Raw genomic sequence first — 16737 nt, 5'->3', positions numbered from 1 at the left:
GTGTGGAGCATCTGTTCAAGTCAACGCTGGCGCTGTGTTGCCTGGCGCTGGGCACTTTGGTGCAGCCGGCGCTGGCCGAGGAGGGCGATGCCCCGGCGCGCCGGGTGGACGTCAATGAGTATTTCGTGCGCGGCAATACCGTGCTCGATGCGGCGACGATCGAAGAAGCGGTGTACCCGTTTCTCGGCCCGCAAAAGACCCTGGGCGATATCGAAGGCGCCCGCGACGCATTGCAGAAGATCTACCAGGCGCGCGGCTACCAGTCGGTGTTCGTGGAGCTGCCGGAGCAGAAGGTCGATGACGGTATCGTCTATCTGCACGTCAGTGAAACCAAGGTCGGCCGTGTACGCGTGGTCGGCGCCAAGCATTACTCGCCGGTGGAAATCCGCGAGCAGGTGCCAGGCCTGGAGGAGGGCGCGGTACCGGATTTCGCCGCGGTGCAAACCCAACTGACCGGGCTCAACCGCAGTGCCGGTCGGCAGGTCACCCCACTGGTGCGCGAGGGCCAGCGGCCCGGCACCATGGATGTGGATTTGCAGGTCGAGGACCAGAACCCCTGGCATGCCAGCCTCGGTCTGAACAACGACTACAGCGCCGACACCAAGGAACTGCGTTCGGTCGCCACCCTGGGCTACGACAACCTGTGGCAACTGGGCCACAGCATTTCCTTGACCTACTTCACCGCGCCCGAAGACACCGACAATGCCAAGGTCTGGTCAGGTTCCTACAGCGCCCCGCTGAACGATCGCTGGACCTTGCAGTTCTCCGGTTACCAGTCCGACAGCAACATCGCCACCATCGGCGGCAGCAACGTATTGGGCAAGGGCCACTCCTACGGGGTGTCCGCGATCTACAACTTGCCGGTGACGGGCAACTGGGCCAATTCGTTCTCGTTCGGGGTCGACTTCAAGGACTTCGACGAGCAGATGAAGTTCGGTTCCAGCAACGACCAGGTGCCGCTCAAGTACGCGCCGTTCACCCTGGGCTACAACGGCTATCGCTACAGCGAAAAATCCCAGCTGGGCCTGGGCTTGAACCTGGTCATCGGCACACGCGCCTTCCTTGGCTATGGCAGCGATGCCGAAGAATTCGACTACAAGCGCTACAAGGCCAGTGCCAGTTTCGCCGTACTCAAGGGCGACCTGAATTACACCTACACCTTCGCCAACGATTGGCAATCGGCGTCCAAGGCCGGCTTCCAGCTGGCCTCGGGCCCCTTGGTGTCCAACGAGCAGTATTCGGCCGGCGGCGCCACCTCGGTGCGCGGCTATCTGGCGGCCGAGCGCACCGGGGACGAGGGTTACCTGCTGTCCCAGGAGTTGCGCACGCCGTCCCTGGCCAAGTTCCTCGGCAGTTATGTGCAGGAATGGCGCTTCTATGCGTTCGCCGAAGGCGCGCGCATGCGCCTGCACGACCCGCTGCCCGAGCAAGAAGACGAATACAGCCTGGCCAGTGTCGGCCTGGGCACCCGCGCCAGTTTGAGCAAATGGTTGTCCGGCAGCCTGGATTGGGGCTACCCGCTGCTCGATGGACCGAACACCCAGAAACAGGACTCGCGACTGCACTTCAGTGTGCAGGCGACTTTCTGACCTTTTTTCCCGGAGATTCTTCCCATGCAACGCCTATTCCTGAGCCTGTTGATCTGCCTGGGCTTCGCGCTCCCGGCCACCGCCCATGCCTGGTGGCAGGACGACTGGCATTACCGCAAACAGATTTCGGTGGACACCACCGCCCAAGGCGCCGCGATCAACCAGGCCCTGGGCCGCACCGCGCTGCTGGTGCGCCTGCACACCGGCAACTTCACCTTTGACGGGGTCAAGGATGACGGCAGCGACCTGCGCTTCGTCAGTGCCGATGACAAGACCGTGCTCAATCACCAGATCGAAAGCTTCGACCCGCTGATGGGCATGGCGCTGATCTGGGTCGATGTGCCCAAGGTCGAAGGCGGCCAGCGCCAGGACCTGTGGATGTACTACGGCAACCAGAAGGCCGCGGCCACGGCGAACGGCCAGTTGACCTTCGACCCGAACTACACCGCGCTCTACCACTTTGACGGGGCCAATGGCACACCGGCCCGCGACACCACGGCCTACGCCAACACCGCGTTGAACGCCACCGGTGCTGGCATCGACGGTGTGATCGGTCGCGCCTTGCAGTTCGGCGGCCAGCCGTTGATGTTGCCGGCCAGCCCGTCGCTGCAACACGCCGCCGGCGGCGCGTTCACCTTCAGTGCCTGGCTGCGCCTGGATCAGGCCAATGGCGAGCAAATCGTCATGGCCCGGCGCGACGGCCCCCACAGCCTGCTGCTGGGCTTGAACCAGGGCATGCCGTTCGTGGAGATCGACGGCCAGCGCGCGGTCTCGACCCAGCCGCTGAACCCCGGCCAATGGCAGCACCTGGCATTCACCGCCGAGGGCGAGAAAGTCACGCTGTATGTGAATGGCCGCGAAACCTCCACCCTCGCCGTCGCGTTGCCGGCCTTCAATACCCAGCTCGCCATCGGTGCCGATTTGCCGGATGCGGGCAGCACGCACCAGCCATTCGCGGGGGCCATGGATGAGCTGCGCCTGTCCAAAGTGGCGCGCCCGGCCGCGCTGTTGCTGGCTGACGCGAGTGCCCAGGGCGCCGAATCGAAACTGGTGGCCTATGGGGTGGATGAAGAACAGTCGGGCATGGGCTTCGGCAGCCTGGGCTTTCTGCTCAACGCCGTACCGGTGGACGCCTGGGTGATCATTCTGGTGCTGGTGGCGATGATGTTCCAGTCGTGGTTCATCATGCTGCGCAAGAACCGTCAGGTCAGCCGCGTGAGCAGTGCCAATGAGATCTTCCGCGAGCACTTCGCCCAGATCGGCACGCGCCTGGAGATGTATGCCGACGACGCGCAACTGGCTGAGCGCCTGGCCCATTCTTCGCTGTGGCGCCTGTACAGCGTGGCGGTCAAAGAGATCCGCACCCGCCGTGCCCAGGGCGCCGACACCTCGTCGGTCTCGGCGGCCACCATCGAAGCGATCCGCTGCTCCATGGACGGCGTGCGCACCCGCGAGAACCAGCAGCTCGGTTCCAAACTCTCGACCCTGTCCAACGCCATCGCCGGCGGCCCCTACATCGGCCTGCTCGGTACGGTGCTGGGGATCATGGTGGTGTTCCTCGGCACGGCCATGGCCGGTGACGTCAACATCAACGCCATCGCCCCCGGCATGGCGGCGGCCTTGCTGGCCACGGCCATGGGCCTGTTCGTCGCGATCCCCGCGCTGTTCGGCTACAACCGCCTGATCACGCGCAACAAGGAAGTCAGCGCCGACATGCGTGTATTCGTCGACGAGTTCATCACCCGCCTGGCGGAGATGCACGGCGAGGGCCGGTCCAGTGAAACGGCGCTGCATCGCGACCATCACGCTTCTGTGCCGGCCTGAGGAGAATCGCCATGGCTTCCGTAAATGCCTCCCACGACGATGACGACGATGCCGCCGTCGACAGCATCAACATCACGCCCCTGGTGGACGTGCTGATGGTGGTGCTGGTGATGTTCATCCTCACCGCCACGGCCCAGGTGTCGGGTATTCAGATTCACTTGCCCAAGGCCAGCGCCTCGGTGTCGCTGTCGCAGGCCAAGACCAAGGCCATCTCCGTGAATGACGGCGGCCAGGTGTTCCTCGACGCTTATCCGGTGACCCTCGGCGAGCTGGAAGAGCGCCTGCGCATCGAGAAAGCGCTGAACCCGGACTTTCCGGTGATCGTGCGCGGCGACGCCATGGTGCAGTACCAGAAGGTGATCGAGGTCCTCGACCTGTTGCGCCGGCTGGAGCTGTCCCAGGTCGGGCTGGTCACCGGCAAACCGAGCCAGGGTTGAGCCATGACCGCACAGATCCCGATGCCGCCGTTGCCCGTGAAAAACAAACCGCCGTTGCGCCCGTTGAAGTGGGGCGCCGGCCTGCTGCTGGGCGCCGTGGCGGCCTGGTTGCTCTGGCAATGGGCCAATGACATGAGTGGTGTACGCCGCGAAGCGCCGAAAGTGCCGACGATTATCCCGTTGCCGCCACCGCCGCCACCGCCGCCGGAAAAACCCAAGGAGCCCGAGCCCCAGGTCGAGGAAAAAGTCCCGGAGCCGGTGCCCACGCCCGAACCCGAGGAGGTCAAGCCGGCGGAAGAAGCACCGCCTTCGCCGGCCGACGACCTGGCCAACCCGATGCAGATCGACGGCGATGCCCAGTCCGGTAACGACGGTTTCAACATCGGCGCGGGCAAGGGCGGCGGCATGGCCGGTTCCGGCGGCGGCGGCCTCGGCGCCGGCACTTACAAGCAGTACCTGGCCGGCGTGTTTCAGCGCCTTTTGCGGGACGACCCGGAGTTGCGCAAGAAGGCCTACGCGGTACAGGCGGATGTGTGGTTGAACGCCGAAGGCCAGGTCACGCGTGTGGAGTTGGCCAAGTCCAGCGGCGACGCCGAGACCGACGCCCAAGTGCTGGCGGCCTTGCGCATGCCCCACGCCACGCAACGCGTCCCGGCCTCCGTGACGCTGCCGGTACGCCTGTCCCTCAAGGGCCGACGCCCGGAATGAACCCACCTAATTTTTCGCAGTTTTTTTACAGGAGTTGCGTACACATGATTTCCCCCGTGAATCGACTGACCCTGGCGGTCGGCATGGTCATCGCGACCCTGGTCGGCCAGGCGACGGCAGCCCCGGTCGCCCCCTCGGAAAACGTCACCGTCAACCTGATCCGCCTGTTGGTGCAGCAAGGCGTGCTGACCCAGGACACCGCCAATGGGCTGATCGCCCAGGCGGAAAAAGAAGCCCAGCAGGCGCGCCAGGCCAATGCCGCGCCGGCGGTCGCCGCTGGCCCGACCGCAGCGCCGGGCGACGTGCGCGTGCAGTACGTGCCGCAAGCGGTGCGCGATCAGATCCGCGATCAGGTGAAAGCCGAGGTGATGTCCACCGCGAAGAAGGAAAACTGGGCGCAGCCCAATACCTTTCCCGACTGGATCTCGCGCATCAGCTTCGATGGCGATCTGCGCTTGCGTGACGAGTCGCGCTACTTTTCGGGCAACAACAGCAACAACATCACGGACTTTGCCAAGGTCAATAGCACCGGCCCGTACGACGTCAACAAAAACTCCAACAGCCAGTTTCCACCCTTGCTCAACACCCGCGAGGACCGCGAAAACCTGTTCCGCCTGCGGGCGCGCCTGGGCATGAAAGCGGTGATCTCGCCGGAATGGACCGCTGGCGTTCGCATCGCCACCGGCTCCGACAACAACCCGGTGTCCACCACCCAGACCCTGGGCGGCGGCTTCGGCAAAAAGGACATCTGGCTCGACCAGGGTTACCTGAGCTGGAAAACCACCGACTACATGACGTTGACCGGCGGGCGCATGGGCAACCCGTTCTATTCCACCGACATGATGTATTCCAAAGAACTCAACTTCGACGGCGTGGCCGCGGTCTTCAACCACCGCCTCAACAACGAGTGGGGCCTGTTCGGTACCCTCGGCGCCTTCCCGATCGAGTACACCTCCGACACCGCCACCACCAATGGCATCGACAAGGAAGACAGCAAAACCAAATGGCTGTTTGGCGGGCAGGTGGGGGCTGACTGGACTATCAATCGCAGCAACCGCGTCAAACTCGCCGGCGCCTACTACCAGTTCAAGGACATCGAAGGCGAGCGTTCCAGCCCTTGCTCGCCCTGGAAGGGCGAGGCCGGCTGCGACACCGACGGCACGCGCGTGGCCTTCATGCAAAAAGGCAACACCGTGTTCAACCTGCGCAACAACACCACCGACCCGAAAGATCCTACCAAGACACCCGACCCGCAGTTCGTGGGCCTGGCGTCCAAGTTCGATGTGCTGGACCTCAACCTGGTCTGGGACACCGAACTGCCAAGCGACCTCAAGCTGCGCAGCCACGCCAACTTCATCCGCAACCTGGCCTACGACAAGGGCGAGATGCTCCGGCGCAGCGAAGGCCAGATCGTCACCAACATCAACAGCCAGGGCGAGTTTGAAAGTGGCGGCAACGCAATGATGGTGTCCTTCACCCTCGGCAGCGCGCTGGAGATGCACAAGCGCGGCGACTGGAACGTGTTGGCTGGCTACAAGTACATCCAGCCCGACGCCTTGCCCGATGGCTTCAACGACTCCTCGTATCACTTGGGCGGCACCAACGCCAAGGGCTACTTCATTGGCGGCAACTACGGCATCGACAAGAACATCTACGCCAGTGCGCGTTGGTTGAGCGCGTCCGAAGTGTATGGCCAGCCGTTCGAAGTCGATGTGATGCAACTGGAACTGAACACGCGCTTTTGATGCGCAGGGGGATGCCACATGAACACGCGAATCTGCGGGCTGTTACTGCTGCTGGTAGCCAGCGGCGCATCGGCCGAAGGCATGGAGGAACGCCTGCGCACGCAACTGCGCAGCACCACCCAGCAATTGCAGGCCCTGCAAAGCGAACAGGCCCAGGCCAGCGCTGCACGCCTGGCCGCCGAAACCCAGGCCAAGCAGGCCCAGGCCCAGATCAAGCAGTTGAGCGCCGAGCTGGAAAAAGCCCGTGGCACCGCCGAGCAACTGGCCGGCCAGCAACAGAGCCTGCACAGCCAGGCGCAGGCCCAGGTGGCGGCGAGCAACGAGCAGATCGGCAAGTTCAAGAAGGCCTATGAGGAGTTGCTGGTGCTGGCCAAGGCCAAAGAAGCCGAGCGTGCCCGTTTGCAGGCGCAACTGAGCGAACGTGACACACAAGTGCAGCAATGTTCAGCCAAGAATCAACAGATGTACGGCGTGGCCCAGCAGTTGCTCGCGGCCTACGAAAAAATCGACGTGGCCGAGGTGATGAGTATTCGCCAGCCCTTCGCCAGCGGTGCGCGGGTCAAGTTCGAGGAACTGGCCCAAGGCTTTGGCGACGATTTGTACAAGACCCGTTTCGATGCGCCCCAGGCGGGCGCCAACCATTGATCGACAAGGAAGCACAGACCATGAACGAATTGATCACCCGCGTGACTGTCCAGAGCCTCACCGACTTGCTGCAAGACGCCGGCTACCGGGTCAACCCGAGCGAACAGAACGGCATCGTGCAATTGCTCAGTGCCAGCCAGGGCATTGGCTTTGCCGTGCGCTTCGGCAACCCGTCCCCCGAGCAGGACGGCTATGTAGATTTCACCTACAGCTGTGCGCTGCGGGTCCAGGGCCAATTGCCCGAAGGCTTGACCCAGGTGTGGAATGCGTCGCGCCGCTTTGCCCGGTTGTCGCAGCAGGGCGAGTTCTTGCTGATGGAAATGGACGTGGTGGTGGCCGGTGTCGGCGCCTCGCACCTGCGCAGCCAGCTGGAATTGTGGGACCGTTTGCTGCAGGAATTCATCGTCTACCTGCGTGAGTACAGCCAGCAGGCCGCGCAATTGCAGGCCCAGGCCGCCGCTGCGGTTGACGAAGAGGCGCCGGTCCTGTGAAGAAGCCAACCCTGATGCTCGGCGCGGGTGCACTGGCCGTGCTGGTCGTGGCCGTGGCGCTGAGCCTGCGCCCCGGCAGCGACCCGGTCGCGGCCCAGCAACCGACACCGATGCCGCCTCCCGCACCCGCGTCTGCCGGCCCGGCGGTGGCGCGCCTGGGCAATCAACAGATCGACCTGGCGGAGCTGAAAAGCGTGCTGGCCAGCCTGCCGGCCGAATCCCGCGAACAACTGCGCGCCAACCGTGGCGCCCTGGAAACCTGGCTGCGCTCGCGCCTGGCGCAAAAGGCCGTGCTCGAACAGGCCGACGCCCAGGGCTGGCGGCAACGCCCGGAAGTGGAGCAACAGACCCGCGCCGCCGCTGAGCAGATCGTGTTTCGCGACTACATGCTGTCGGTCAGCCAGGTGCCGGCCGATTACCCCAGCGCCGCCGAACTGCAACAGGCCTACGACAGTGGCAAGGCGCAATGGGTGACGCCGCCGCTGTACCGGGTCAGCCAGATTTTCCTCGCGGTCAATGACCCGCAAAACCTCGACGCGGTGCGTCGCCAGGCCCAGGACCTGAGTCGTCGGGCCCAGGCCGCGCCGGGGGATTTCGCCGCGTTGGCCACGCAGTTTTCCCAGGACCCGGACACCGCCGCCCGAGGTGGCGATTCGGGGTTGCAGCCGTTGCAGCAACTGGTGCCGGAGGTGCGCGGCGCGGTTTCTCGGCTCAAGGTCGGCGCGGTCTCGGACGCGGTGCAAAGCGCGGCCGGCTTCCATGTGCTCAAGCTCACCGCCCAGCAACCGGCGCGTACCGCCACCCTCGACGAACTGCGCGAACGCTTGACCCAGGCCCTGCGCGCCCAGCGTCAGGAGCAGATCGCCAAGGCCTATCTGGAAGGCATGCTCAACACCGCGACCTTGAGCATCGACGGCGCGGAGCTGAACAAAGTGCTGGAGTGATACGCGCCGAACCGCATTGGATGCACACAACGATAAGACAGGGAGTCCCACATGGCATTACTGGAACCGTCCGGCCCACAGGGCCCCGCTGCCTACCGCGCACCTTCCGAGTCGCGCCGTTCATGGTCGGCCCTGGCCCATGAGATCGACCCGGAGGTGGCGCACTATTTCCTCGTGAGTGCGCGCTGCGGCTGTTTCATGCAGGCCGCGCGCAGCCTGAATATCAAGGCGACCTTGCTGCGCAAGCGCCTGGCGCAGTTGGAGCAGCAAGTGCGCCATGTGCTGTTCAGTTACCAGGGCAGCGGCTTGGTGCTCAGTCGCGACGGCCAGCACTTGCAGGCCCAACTGATCGCCCTGGCCCATGAGCGGCGCCTGCCCGTATTGGAACAACCGCTGATCCGCCTGGCCGTGGCCGAGCCGATCTTGCATGACATCCTCGGCCGCGACCTGATCGCCTTGCTGCGTCGCAACGCCAGCGTGCGCCTGGAGATCATTTCCCTCGACGGCCAGCTGTCCCTGCAAGCGGTGGACGTCGATGTGGTGCTGTGGCTGTCGGACGCCGAAGGCCCCACGCCCGGACCGAGCTTTATCACCGAAGCCCCGCGCCCCCTGGCCCGCCTGTGCTACTTGCCACACATCGCCAAGCGCTATTCGCGGCTGACCACCCGCCCGGACAGCGTGGACGACCTGGATGACTACATGTTGGTGCAATGGCAACCCGACGCCCAGGTCAACGCCTTGCAGCCCTGGAACCGGGTCGTGGAACAACGCCTGGCCGCAGTGGTGCAGGTGCAGGCCTATTCGCTGATGCTGGAGATGATCCGCTGCGGCGCCTGCATCGGCCTGCTGCCGCACTACATGAGCAGCTTCGACCGAGGCTTGGTGGCCTTGCCGGGATTGCTGGCCGACAGCATGCAGCGCCAGGTCTGGCTGGCGGTCAATGCCCAGGTCGAGCATGCCGACGCGGTGCAGATGATTGTCGAGCTGATCGTCGGTACGTTCGAGGAGCGGCGGGAGTGGTTTGATTGATACGCCCGCGTGCTCGCCGGATGGGCGAGGGCGTTGCGTCATGAGGCCAACTGCGCCAGTCTTGGTGGCCTCGACCTCTGCGTAGCTGCGACCCACGATGCAAGCCACCCGTTTGACCCTTATCTGCCATGCCGTTACGCCCCTGCAAAAACAGGGGCGTTTTCCCGATGACGAATCGGTGGCCATGGACTGGCAAAACGCGGCGTTATCCCTGGCCGATCGCTACCCGAAACAGCCGCGTCTGTTGTGCGCGCCGGAGGCGCGGGCGCGGCAGACGGCGGCTTTGTACGCGGGGGAAGCGGAAATTGAAGAGGCCCTGCGCGACGGCGATTTCGGGCATTGGAAAGGCGTGGACATCGGTCGCCTCGATAGCGATGAGTTGCATACCTGGCTCACGGATAGCGCCAGTGCGCCCCACGGCGGCGAGTCGGTCGACCAGATGTGCGCGCGGGTGGCGCAGTGGATGAAAACCCTCGAGACCCAACCGGGGCACATCGTGGCCATCACCCACCCCTTTGTGATTCGCGCTGCGTTGCTGTACGTCATGCAGTTCCCGCTCTCGATGTTCTACCGCATCGACGTCGAGCCCCTGTCCGCCACCGAGCTGCGCTTCAACCGCGTATGGCGCCTGCGCCTGGAAACTCACGCCTGAGCGCCCGAACATGGCAAAATCCACGCCCCGCAATGAGAGCACCCCATGAAACGCATCCTGATCATCGGCATTGGCGCCGGCAACCCTGACTACATCACGATGCAGGCCGTGAAAGCGCTGAACCGCACCGACGTGTTTTTCCTGATGGACAAGGGCCAGAGCAAGGACAAGCTGATCGACCTGCGCCGCCAGATCTGCGAAACCTACATCACCGAGCCCGGTTATCGCTTCGTCGAGGCCGATTGCCCTGAGCGCGTGCGCGGCGATATCGACTACACCACTGCGGTGCAAGACCTCAACCGCGACAAGCAGCAGACCTTCGAGCGCATGATCAACGAGGAAATGGCCGACGGTGAAGTGGGCGCTTTCCTGGCCTGGGGCGACCCTGCGCTGTATGACAGCACCATTCGTATCCTGCAGGCGATCCTGGCCAGTGGCCGCTGCGTCTTCGAGTTCGAGGTAATCCCCGGCATCACCAGCGTGCAGGCCCTGGCGGCCCAGCATAAGGTGGCGCTGAACCGTATCGGCAAGTCCATCGAAATCACCACCGGACGCCGCCTGGCGGCGGGGCAGGCGAGTGATGCCGATACCCTGGTGGTGATGCTCGACGCCGAAGATTCCTACCGCAATGTGGCCGACCGGGATCTGGATATTTACTGGGGGGCCTACCTGGGCACGCCGGATGAAATCCTCATCAGCGGCAAGGTCAGCGAGGTGGCCGAACAGATCGAACGGGTGCGCAAGGCCGCGCGCCTGGAGAATGGCTGGATCATGGACACCTATTTATTGCGCAAACCTTGAGGTCACGTCCCATGCTCAAACTGTTTGCCCTGATGCTGACCCTGGTGGCCGGCGCGGCCCAGGCCGATGCCACCTTGCACACTGACTTGCCGTTGTCGTACCTGGAACAGACCCAGGGCGATGCGCGCAACCAGCCGCTGGTGATTTTCCTGCACGGGTTTGGCAGCAATGAGCAAGACCTGTTCGGCATCAAGGACGCGCTGCCCTCCAACTGGACGTACCTGTCGGCCCGCGCGCCGATGGCGGTGGACTCCCAGGGTTATCGCTGGTTTACCAAGACCCCCGGCGACGGTGATTACGACGGGGTGAGCGCCGATTTGCAGAGCAGCGCGAGGTTGATCGAAGACTTCGTGACCCAGGCCACCGCCAAGTACCACACCCGTAGCGACCGGGTGTTCCTGGTGGGGTTCAGCCAGGGCGCGATCATGTCCTACGAAGTGGCGCTGCGTCAGCCGCAATTGGTGCGGGGGATTGCCGCGTTGAGTGGCAGCGTGTTGCCGGTGCTCAAGGCCGAGCTAAAACCGGACCCGCGCCTGGACAAGCTGGCGATTTTTATCGGCCACGGCACCCTCGACCAAGCGCTGCCGTATGCCTCGGCGACGCAGGCGAACGAGGTGCTCGTGGGGTTGGGATTGAAGCCGACGTTTCATACCTATCCAGGCATGACCCACACCATCAGCGAACTGGAAATACGAGACCTCAACACCTGGCTGCAAACCCATCTGAGATAACCCCCCATGCCCATGTGGGAGGGGGCTTGCTCCCGATAACGGTAATTCAGCCAACTCACCCGCTCATCAATGAACCGGGTTATTGGCCGCCGGTAATCTGCTTGACCAGCTCGGCATGCCCCTTCACATCATCGGCCCGCGAGATCGCCTGGATCACCAGCAGGTGATTGCCCGAGCCGCCGAGGAAGGTGGAGTTCAGCGTCTTGCCTCCGCCCTGGGTGGCGGTGCTGTCTACTTGGCGCAGGCCCAGTCCCTTGAACGTCAGTTTTTTCTCGCCCTGTTTTTTGAAGTCGGGCAGGGCGGCGCTCTGGTCCTTGATGAAACCGGCCACGGCGCCATCGAGGAACTGTGCGTCGTTGTCCTTGATCGTGACCCCGTCGTTACGCACGGTTTCGGCGACGATCACCACACTTTTCGTGGTCTGGTTCGCATACATCGTGCCTTGGGTGTCGGCGGTGCCATCTTCAGCCTTGCCTGCTGGCAAGGTGTCGGCGGTGTAGGCCTTGGGCAGACTGAAGGTGAACTTGCCGCCCAAGGTGGAGATGGTTTGCGTGCTCGGCTTGGCGGCGGCGAACACGCTGCCGGCGGCGAGCGCAAGGGCCAACAGGACTGCGGTCTTGGTGAAAGTGGCCATGAAGCGCTCCAGGGATGAACGAAATTGCGGCGTATTCTGTCAGAAAAATCGCAATATCGTTCATCCACGGCATTACACCTTGTCGGACTCTTCCTCAAGTCGATCCATCTCAAACAGCCGTGCCAATTCCGCACGGGCTTCCTGGGCGGTCTGCATGACCTTGGCCGCGTCGTCGTACACCGCGTGTTGGGCGGCGAGCAGTTGTAGGTCGTGGTTCTTGAAGCGGGTGATGCGGGCGTCGGCCTGGGCCTGGCTCAACCCCAGGCCCACCAGGGTGCGGCGGCTCATTTCCAGGCTGGAGTAGAAGGTTTCGCGAACCGGTGAGGCATCCAGGTCCACCAGGCGGTGTACGTGCTGGCGGTTGCGCGCGCGGGCGATGATCTGCATATGCGGGTAGAGGTTGCGCACCAACTCGGCGGTCTTGATGTTGATCTCCGGGTCGTCCATGGCGATGACGAAGAATTCCGCCCGGTCGACCTTGGCCGCGTGGAGGATCTCCGGACGTTGCGGGTCGCCGTAGAACACCGGCATGCCGCCGAAGCTACGGGTCAGTTCGATGGTTTCCACCGAGGTGTCCAGGGCGATGAACGAGATGTTTTGCGCGCGCAGGATCCGCGCCACGATCTGGCCCATACGGCCCATGCCGGCGATCACCACGCGCGGTGCATCGCTCTCGAAGGTGCGGTATTCCTCCGGCACTTCCACGGTTTTGACCTTTGGCTTGAACAGCTTCGGGCACACCAACAGCAGCAGCGGGGTGAGGGCCATGGACAGGGTGATGGTCAGCACCAGCACATCATAGAGATGGGGTTCGAACAGGCCCTGATCGCGGCCGATCTTGAACACTACAAACGCGAACTCACCGCCGGCCGCCAGTACCACGCCCAGGCGCAGGGCGCTTTCGCGATTGAGGTCACTCACCCATCGACCGACCGCGTACAGCAACGGCAGCTTCAAGCCGATCAACAGCAGGGTCAGGCCGATCACGATCAGCGGCGAGCTGAGCAGCAGGCCGAGGTTGGCGCCCATGCCCACGCTGATGAAAAACAGCCCCAGCAACAGGCCCTTGAACGGCTCGATCTGGGATTCCAGTTCGTGGCGGTACTCCGAGTCCGCCAGCAGCAGGCCGGCGAGGAACGCGCCGAGGGCCATGGACACGCCCACCAGCTCCATCAGCCAGGCGGTGCCGATCACCACCAGCAAGGCGGTGGCGGTGGACACTTCGCGCAGGCCGGTCTTGGCGACCACACGAAACACCGGCCGCAACATGTAGCGCCCGCCGATGATCACCACGGCGATGCTGCCGAGGATCTGCAACACATGCTGCAGGCCCTGGGCTTCATTGGTGGGGTGATCGCTGCCGGCCAGCAACGGCACCATGGCAATCAGCGGGATCGCCGCGATGTCCTGGAACAGCAGGATCGCAAACGCCAGGCGCCCGTGGGGCTGGTTCAGCTCCTTGCGCTCGGCCAGGCTTTGCAGGCCAAACGCGGTGGACGACAGCGCCAGGCCCAGGCCCAACACGATGGCACTGTTCCACGACTGGCCAAACAGCCATAGCGCCACCACGCCGATGATCAACCCGGTGAGCAGCACCTGGGCCAGGCCGACGCCAAATACTGCCTTGCGCATCACCCATAAACGTTTGGGCGACAGCTCCAGGCCGATGATGAACAGCAGCAGCACCACGCCCAGCTCGGAGAACTGCGCCACGCTTTGCGGATTACCGATCAGGCCCAATACCGACGGGCCGATGATCACGCCGGCGAACAGATAGCCGAGCACCGCGCCCAATTGCAGGCGCTTGGCCAGGGGCACGGTCAACACCGCGGCGAGCAGGAACACCACGGCTGCTTGTAACAAGTTGCCTTCATGGGGCATTTGCGAACTCCAGAATCTTTAAAGCCAATCAACAGGCGGGTATTAGAGCGCTTTTTACCGGTCGATAATTGTGTTTTTGCAGCGTGGTTCACGCGTGAAGGGCATTGCCTGTTACGGGCTACAGGTTTTTGCGGTGCTGGTGGAAGGATGAGCAAACAATTTTCCGGCGGTGGCAGGTGGCAGATCACGACCTCCGTCAGCTAGGTTTTATGCTCTTGAGTTTATATTCCACGGATGGCATATTTGCATGAATTGGGAAATTGAGTACACGGATGAATTCGGCGCCTGGTGGGAGCAATTGGACGAAAATGAGCAGGTTTCGGTGTCTGCCAGTGTTGATCTCCTGGGCCTTTTCGGGCCGGGCCTGCGCTTTCCCCACACCAGTGACATCAAGGGCGCGCGGCACGGTCAACTGAGGGAACTGCGCATACAGCACGCGGGGCGTCCTTTCCGGGTGCTGTATGCATTTGATCCACGACGATGCGCGTTATTGCTGATCGGTGCTGATAAAACCGGACAGCGCCGATGGTATGAGGAATATGTGCCAGTGGCAGAAAAACTATACGACATACATTTGCAGACATTGCGTAAAGAGGGCCGTACCCATGGCTAAGAAATTCGCTGAACTTCAAGCGCGCATGACACCAAAGGCGCGCGCCGAAGCCGGGCAGTTGCTCCAGCAACACCTGAAGGAAATGCCGCTGCATGAGCTGCGCAAGGCGCAGCAACTGAGCCAGGAGAATCTGGCCAAACGGTTGAATATCAACCAGGCGGCGGTCTCCAAGATGGAGCGGCGCACCGACATGTACATCAGCACGTTGCGCGACTACATCCGTGCAATGGGGGGCGAGCTGGAAATCATCGCGACGTTTCCCGATGGCCAGGTCAAGATCGACAATTTCGCTGTTTGAGGGGTTTGCCCGCGCTCGGCCTGGTTGCCGGGCGTTTTTCTGCCTGGGCGACCTTCGCACCCGCCACGCCGGTCAGGATTCACCTTCCTGTCGCTCACCCTTTGTTACTATCGCCGTCCCTCGTCACTAGGAGTCACCGCCCCATGCAGCACCAGTGGGATGAAATGCACCGCACCCGCAAGCCCACGTTCATACTGTGCGGCGAGCCCCAGGGCGATGTGCTCAATCTCTATGTGCACGGTTATTCGGCGTTCTTTAACCGGCAGCAACTGGGCAACTTCAAGCAACAGTTGGCCGCTATCGAAGGCTCGACCAACCTGATGCTGTTCTGGCCGGCGGGGCACTTCCTGGAAAACCTGTTTGCGCCGTTCAAGGATGTCATCGCGTCGATGCTCGGCGGTGGTGGCCTCGGTGCGGCGACCGTGGGGGTGGGCAAGGCGATCGCCTATTTCCTCGATCACTACAAAAGCGTCGAGGCGCGGGTGGACGAGGTCGCCAAGAGCCTGCTGCCGGAACTGGCCGGCTACCTGCGCGGTGAGTCCCTTGAGGTACGGCGTATCAACCTGATCGGGCACTCCCTGGGCGCGCGGATTCTGGTCAAGAGCTTGCTGGCCAGCCCCGAGACCGCTCGCGAGCTGCCGTTGGACAACCTGCTGTTGATGGGCGGCGCGATCTGTACGTCGAGCCCGTGGGATGAGGTGTCGGCGCCGCTCAAGGGGCGGGTGATCAACTGCCACTCGAGCAAGGACTGGGCCCTGGCCCTGAAGCCGGACACCGAGCGTTGCATCGGCCGGTATGCGATCCCGGTGACGCCGGCGCTCAAGGCCAAGGTCAGCAATGTGCACCTGGCCACCTTCGATCACGCCGCCTATTGGCCGCAGTTGCAGACGGTGGTGCAGTACACCGACCTGTTGCACGAGCGGCGCGGCATGATCCGCGCCGACCAGCGCAGCAGCGAGGTGCGCTTTGCCGAAGACGACGCGGACCTGTTCCCGGCCCTGGTGCAGGCGCGACCCGAGGAGTTGAAGTTCCTTGCCGAATTGATGGCGCAAAAGCGCAGTGCCTCGATTGACGCCACGGTGCGCGAGCCGCTCAAGCTGGCCATCGAGTTGCAGCGCATGGGCGGCGACAGCTTCATGAACCTGGCCCGTGGGCACGGCGTGAGTTATCGCCAGATCGCCGAAGAGGTGGCGCAGCGGCTAGGGATCAAGTTTGACCAGCCCCTTGAAGACGTGGCGCTGGCCGAGCTTGAAACCCAGGTCGCGGAAAAACTCATCGAGCAGTACAAGGACAAGCTCAGTTGCGCCGATCGCCAGGTATTCGATGCTGAACTCAAGGCGGCCGCGCAAAAAGAGCAACGTGTGCTCAGTCGCTTCGATGTCGGCCGATCCGCCACGGCTGCGCTGAGCGGCACCGCGCTGGCGGGGTTGACCGGGTTTGTCCTGCGCCGTGGCGCGGCCACGGCGATTCCGGTGGTCGGCCAGGCGTTGGCCGCCGCAATGCTGTTGGTGACCGGGGTGCGGGCGTTTTCCGGGCCGGCATACTCGATCACTACGCTGGCGGTGTTGGTGGTCGGGCTGATTCGCCAGCGCATGGAACGCGAAGCCCAGAACCAGGAGATGGACCTGGTGGTGCAAGTAGCGCAAGCGTTTGACCTGCCTCGGGACACGGTGATGCGCACGGTCGCGTCCGACTGATAAGCTGCGGGCCTGTCT

17 protein-coding genes are annotated in these 16737 nt (G+C 63.4%); 15 read left to right on the top strand and 2 right to left on the bottom strand.

Going from position 1 to position 16737, the window contains the following annotated elements:
* Window positions 1-2 precede the first annotated feature (2 nt).
* The 12 genes from BLR63_RS10200 (at window position 3) to BLR63_RS10145 (ending at window position 11596) form a co-directional block, all read left to right on the top strand.
* Entirely contained in the window at window positions 3-1589 is a 1587-nt protein-coding gene (locus BLR63_RS10200) for a ShlB/FhaC/HecB family hemolysin secretion/activation protein (RefSeq protein WP_010564252.1), read from the top strand.
* A 24-nt stretch (window positions 1590-1613) separates the two neighbouring features.
* Window positions 1614-3413, top strand: a complete 1800-nt coding sequence (locus tag BLR63_RS10195) for a DUF2341 domain-containing protein (RefSeq protein WP_010564253.1) — start codon at window positions 1614-1616, stop codon at window positions 3411-3413.
* An 11-nt stretch (window positions 3414-3424) separates the two neighbouring features.
* Entirely contained in the window at window positions 3425-3850 is a 426-nt protein-coding gene (locus tag BLR63_RS10190; protein WP_010564254.1) for an ExbD/TolR family protein, read from the top strand.
* A 3-nt stretch (window positions 3851-3853) separates the two neighbouring features.
* The gene (locus BLR63_RS10185; RefSeq protein WP_010564255.1) at window positions 3854-4558 is read left to right on the top strand and encodes an energy transducer TonB family protein; all 705 of its coding nucleotides are present in this window, start codon (window positions 3854-3856) and stop codon (window positions 4556-4558) included.
* Window positions 4559-4602: 44 nt separating this feature from the next.
* The gene (locus tag BLR63_RS10180; protein ID WP_010564256.1) at window positions 4603-6303 is read left to right on the top strand and encodes a putative porin; all 1701 of its coding nucleotides are present in this window, start codon (window positions 4603-4605) and stop codon (window positions 6301-6303) included.
* A gap of 18 nt (window positions 6304-6321) precedes the next feature.
* Entirely contained in the window at window positions 6322-6948 is a 627-nt protein-coding gene (locus BLR63_RS10175; RefSeq protein WP_010564257.1) for a hypothetical protein, read from the top strand.
* 20 nt (window positions 6949-6968) lie between these two features.
* Window positions 6969-7439, top strand: coding sequence for a YbjN domain-containing protein (locus BLR63_RS10170; RefSeq protein WP_010564258.1), 471 nt, complete (start codon window positions 6969-6971; stop codon window positions 7437-7439).
* Window positions 7436-8383: a peptidylprolyl isomerase gene (locus tag BLR63_RS10165; protein WP_042946625.1), complete on the top strand. Its 948-nt coding sequence runs from the start codon at window positions 7436-7438 to the stop codon at window positions 8381-8383. The genes BLR63_RS10170 and BLR63_RS10165 overlap by 4 nt, the downstream gene beginning before the upstream one ends.
* Before the next feature lie 51 nt (window positions 8384-8434).
* Window positions 8435-9412: a LysR family transcriptional regulator gene (locus BLR63_RS10160; RefSeq protein WP_010564260.1), complete on the top strand. Its 978-nt coding sequence runs from the start codon at window positions 8435-8437 to the stop codon at window positions 9410-9412.
* A gap of 97 nt (window positions 9413-9509) precedes the next feature.
* Window positions 9510-10064 (top strand): histidine phosphatase family protein, encoded by a 555-nt coding sequence (locus tag BLR63_RS10155; protein ID WP_010564261.1) that lies wholly within the window; start codon window positions 9510-9512, stop codon window positions 10062-10064.
* 45 nt (window positions 10065-10109) lie between these two features.
* Window positions 10110-10865, top strand: coding sequence for a precorrin-6A synthase (deacetylating) (gene cobF / locus BLR63_RS10150; protein ID WP_010564262.1), 756 nt, complete (start codon window positions 10110-10112; stop codon window positions 10863-10865).
* An 11-nt stretch (window positions 10866-10876) separates the two neighbouring features.
* Window positions 10877-11596: an alpha/beta hydrolase gene (locus BLR63_RS10145; protein ID WP_010564263.1), complete on the top strand. Its 720-nt coding sequence runs from the start codon at window positions 10877-10879 to the stop codon at window positions 11594-11596.
* A 79-nt stretch (window positions 11597-11675) separates the two neighbouring features.
* On the opposite strand, the gene BLR63_RS10140 is transcribed toward BLR63_RS10145, so the two are convergent.
* Together BLR63_RS10140 and BLR63_RS10135 are read right to left on the bottom strand one after the other, a co-directional pair.
* Complete coding sequence (locus tag BLR63_RS10140; protein ID WP_010564264.1) at window positions 11676-12230, bottom strand: DcrB/PsbP domain-containing protein; 555 nt, start codon at window positions 12228-12230, stop codon at window positions 11676-11678.
* A gap of 72 nt (window positions 12231-12302) precedes the next feature.
* Window positions 12303-14111: a monovalent cation:proton antiporter-2 (CPA2) family protein gene (locus BLR63_RS10135; protein WP_010564265.1), complete on the bottom strand. Its 1809-nt coding sequence runs from the start codon at window positions 14109-14111 to the stop codon at window positions 12303-12305.
* A gap of 247 nt (window positions 14112-14358) precedes the next feature.
* Between BLR63_RS10135 and BLR63_RS10130 the strand changes: the two genes are divergently transcribed.
* The 3 genes from BLR63_RS10130 to BLR63_RS10120 all read left to right on the top strand — a co-directional run bounded on the left by BLR63_RS10130 (window position 14359) and on the right by BLR63_RS10120 (window position 16719).
* Window positions 14359-14724: a type II toxin-antitoxin system RelE/ParE family toxin gene (locus tag BLR63_RS10130; protein WP_010564266.1), complete on the top strand. Its 366-nt coding sequence runs from the start codon at window positions 14359-14361 to the stop codon at window positions 14722-14724.
* Window positions 14717-15022, top strand: coding sequence for an XRE family transcriptional regulator (locus BLR63_RS10125; protein WP_010564267.1), 306 nt, complete (start codon window positions 14717-14719; stop codon window positions 15020-15022). Before BLR63_RS10130 ends, BLR63_RS10125 begins: the two co-directional genes overlap by 8 nt.
* A gap of 143 nt (window positions 15023-15165) precedes the next feature.
* Window positions 15166-16719 carry a DUF726 domain-containing protein gene (locus tag BLR63_RS10120; RefSeq protein WP_010564268.1) on the top strand — a complete coding sequence of 518 codons (1554 nt, stop codon included), beginning with the start codon at window positions 15166-15168 and terminating at the stop codon, window positions 16717-16719.
* Window positions 16720-16737: the final 18 nt, after the last annotated feature.

It is taken from the genome of Pseudomonas extremaustralis, assembly GCF_900102035.1.
In the GTDB taxonomy this organism is placed as follows: domain Bacteria; phylum Pseudomonadota; class Gammaproteobacteria; order Pseudomonadales; family Pseudomonadaceae; genus Aquipseudomonas; species Aquipseudomonas extremaustralis.
The sequence above is the reverse complement of the archived record's forward strand: the minus strand, read 5'-3'. Positions and strand labels throughout refer to the sequence as shown.

Coding starts and splice junctions, on each gene's coding strand:
- BLR63_RS10195 (WP_010564253.1), top strand. CDS start 1,614: ATGCAACGCCTATTCCTGAGCCTGTTGATCTGCCTGGGCTTCGCGCTC.
- BLR63_RS10190 (WP_010564254.1), top strand. CDS start 3,425: ATGGCTTCCGTAAATGCCTCCCACGACGATGACGACGATGCCGCCGTC.
- BLR63_RS10185 (WP_010564255.1), top strand. CDS start 3,854: ATGACCGCACAGATCCCGATGCCGCCGTTGCCCGTGAAAAACAAACCG.
- BLR63_RS10180 (WP_010564256.1), top strand. CDS start 4,603: ATGATTTCCCCCGTGAATCGACTGACCCTGGCGGTCGGCATGGTCATC.
- BLR63_RS10175 (WP_010564257.1), top strand. CDS start 6,322: ATGAACACGCGAATCTGCGGGCTGTTACTGCTGCTGGTAGCCAGCGGC.
- BLR63_RS10170 (WP_010564258.1), top strand. CDS start 6,969: ATGAACGAATTGATCACCCGCGTGACTGTCCAGAGCCTCACCGACTTG.
- BLR63_RS10160 (WP_010564260.1), top strand. CDS start 8,435: ATGGCATTACTGGAACCGTCCGGCCCACAGGGCCCCGCTGCCTACCGC.
- BLR63_RS10155 (WP_010564261.1), top strand. CDS start 9,510: ATGCAAGCCACCCGTTTGACCCTTATCTGCCATGCCGTTACGCCCCTG.
- cobF (WP_010564262.1), top strand. CDS start 10,110: ATGAAACGCATCCTGATCATCGGCATTGGCGCCGGCAACCCTGACTAC.
- BLR63_RS10145 (WP_010564263.1), top strand. CDS start 10,877: ATGCTCAAACTGTTTGCCCTGATGCTGACCCTGGTGGCCGGCGCGGCC.
- BLR63_RS10140 (WP_010564264.1), bottom strand. CDS start 12,230: ATGGCCACTTTCACCAAGACCGCAGTCCTGTTGGCCCTTGCGCTCGCC.
- BLR63_RS10135 (WP_010564265.1), bottom strand. CDS start 14,111: ATGCCCCATGAAGGCAACTTGTTACAAGCAGCCGTGGTGTTCCTGCTC.
- BLR63_RS10130 (WP_010564266.1), top strand. CDS start 14,359: ATGAATTGGGAAATTGAGTACACGGATGAATTCGGCGCCTGGTGGGAG.
- BLR63_RS10125 (WP_010564267.1), top strand. CDS start 14,717: ATGGCTAAGAAATTCGCTGAACTTCAAGCGCGCATGACACCAAAGGCG.
- BLR63_RS10120 (WP_010564268.1), top strand. CDS start 15,166: ATGCAGCACCAGTGGGATGAAATGCACCGCACCCGCAAGCCCACGTTC.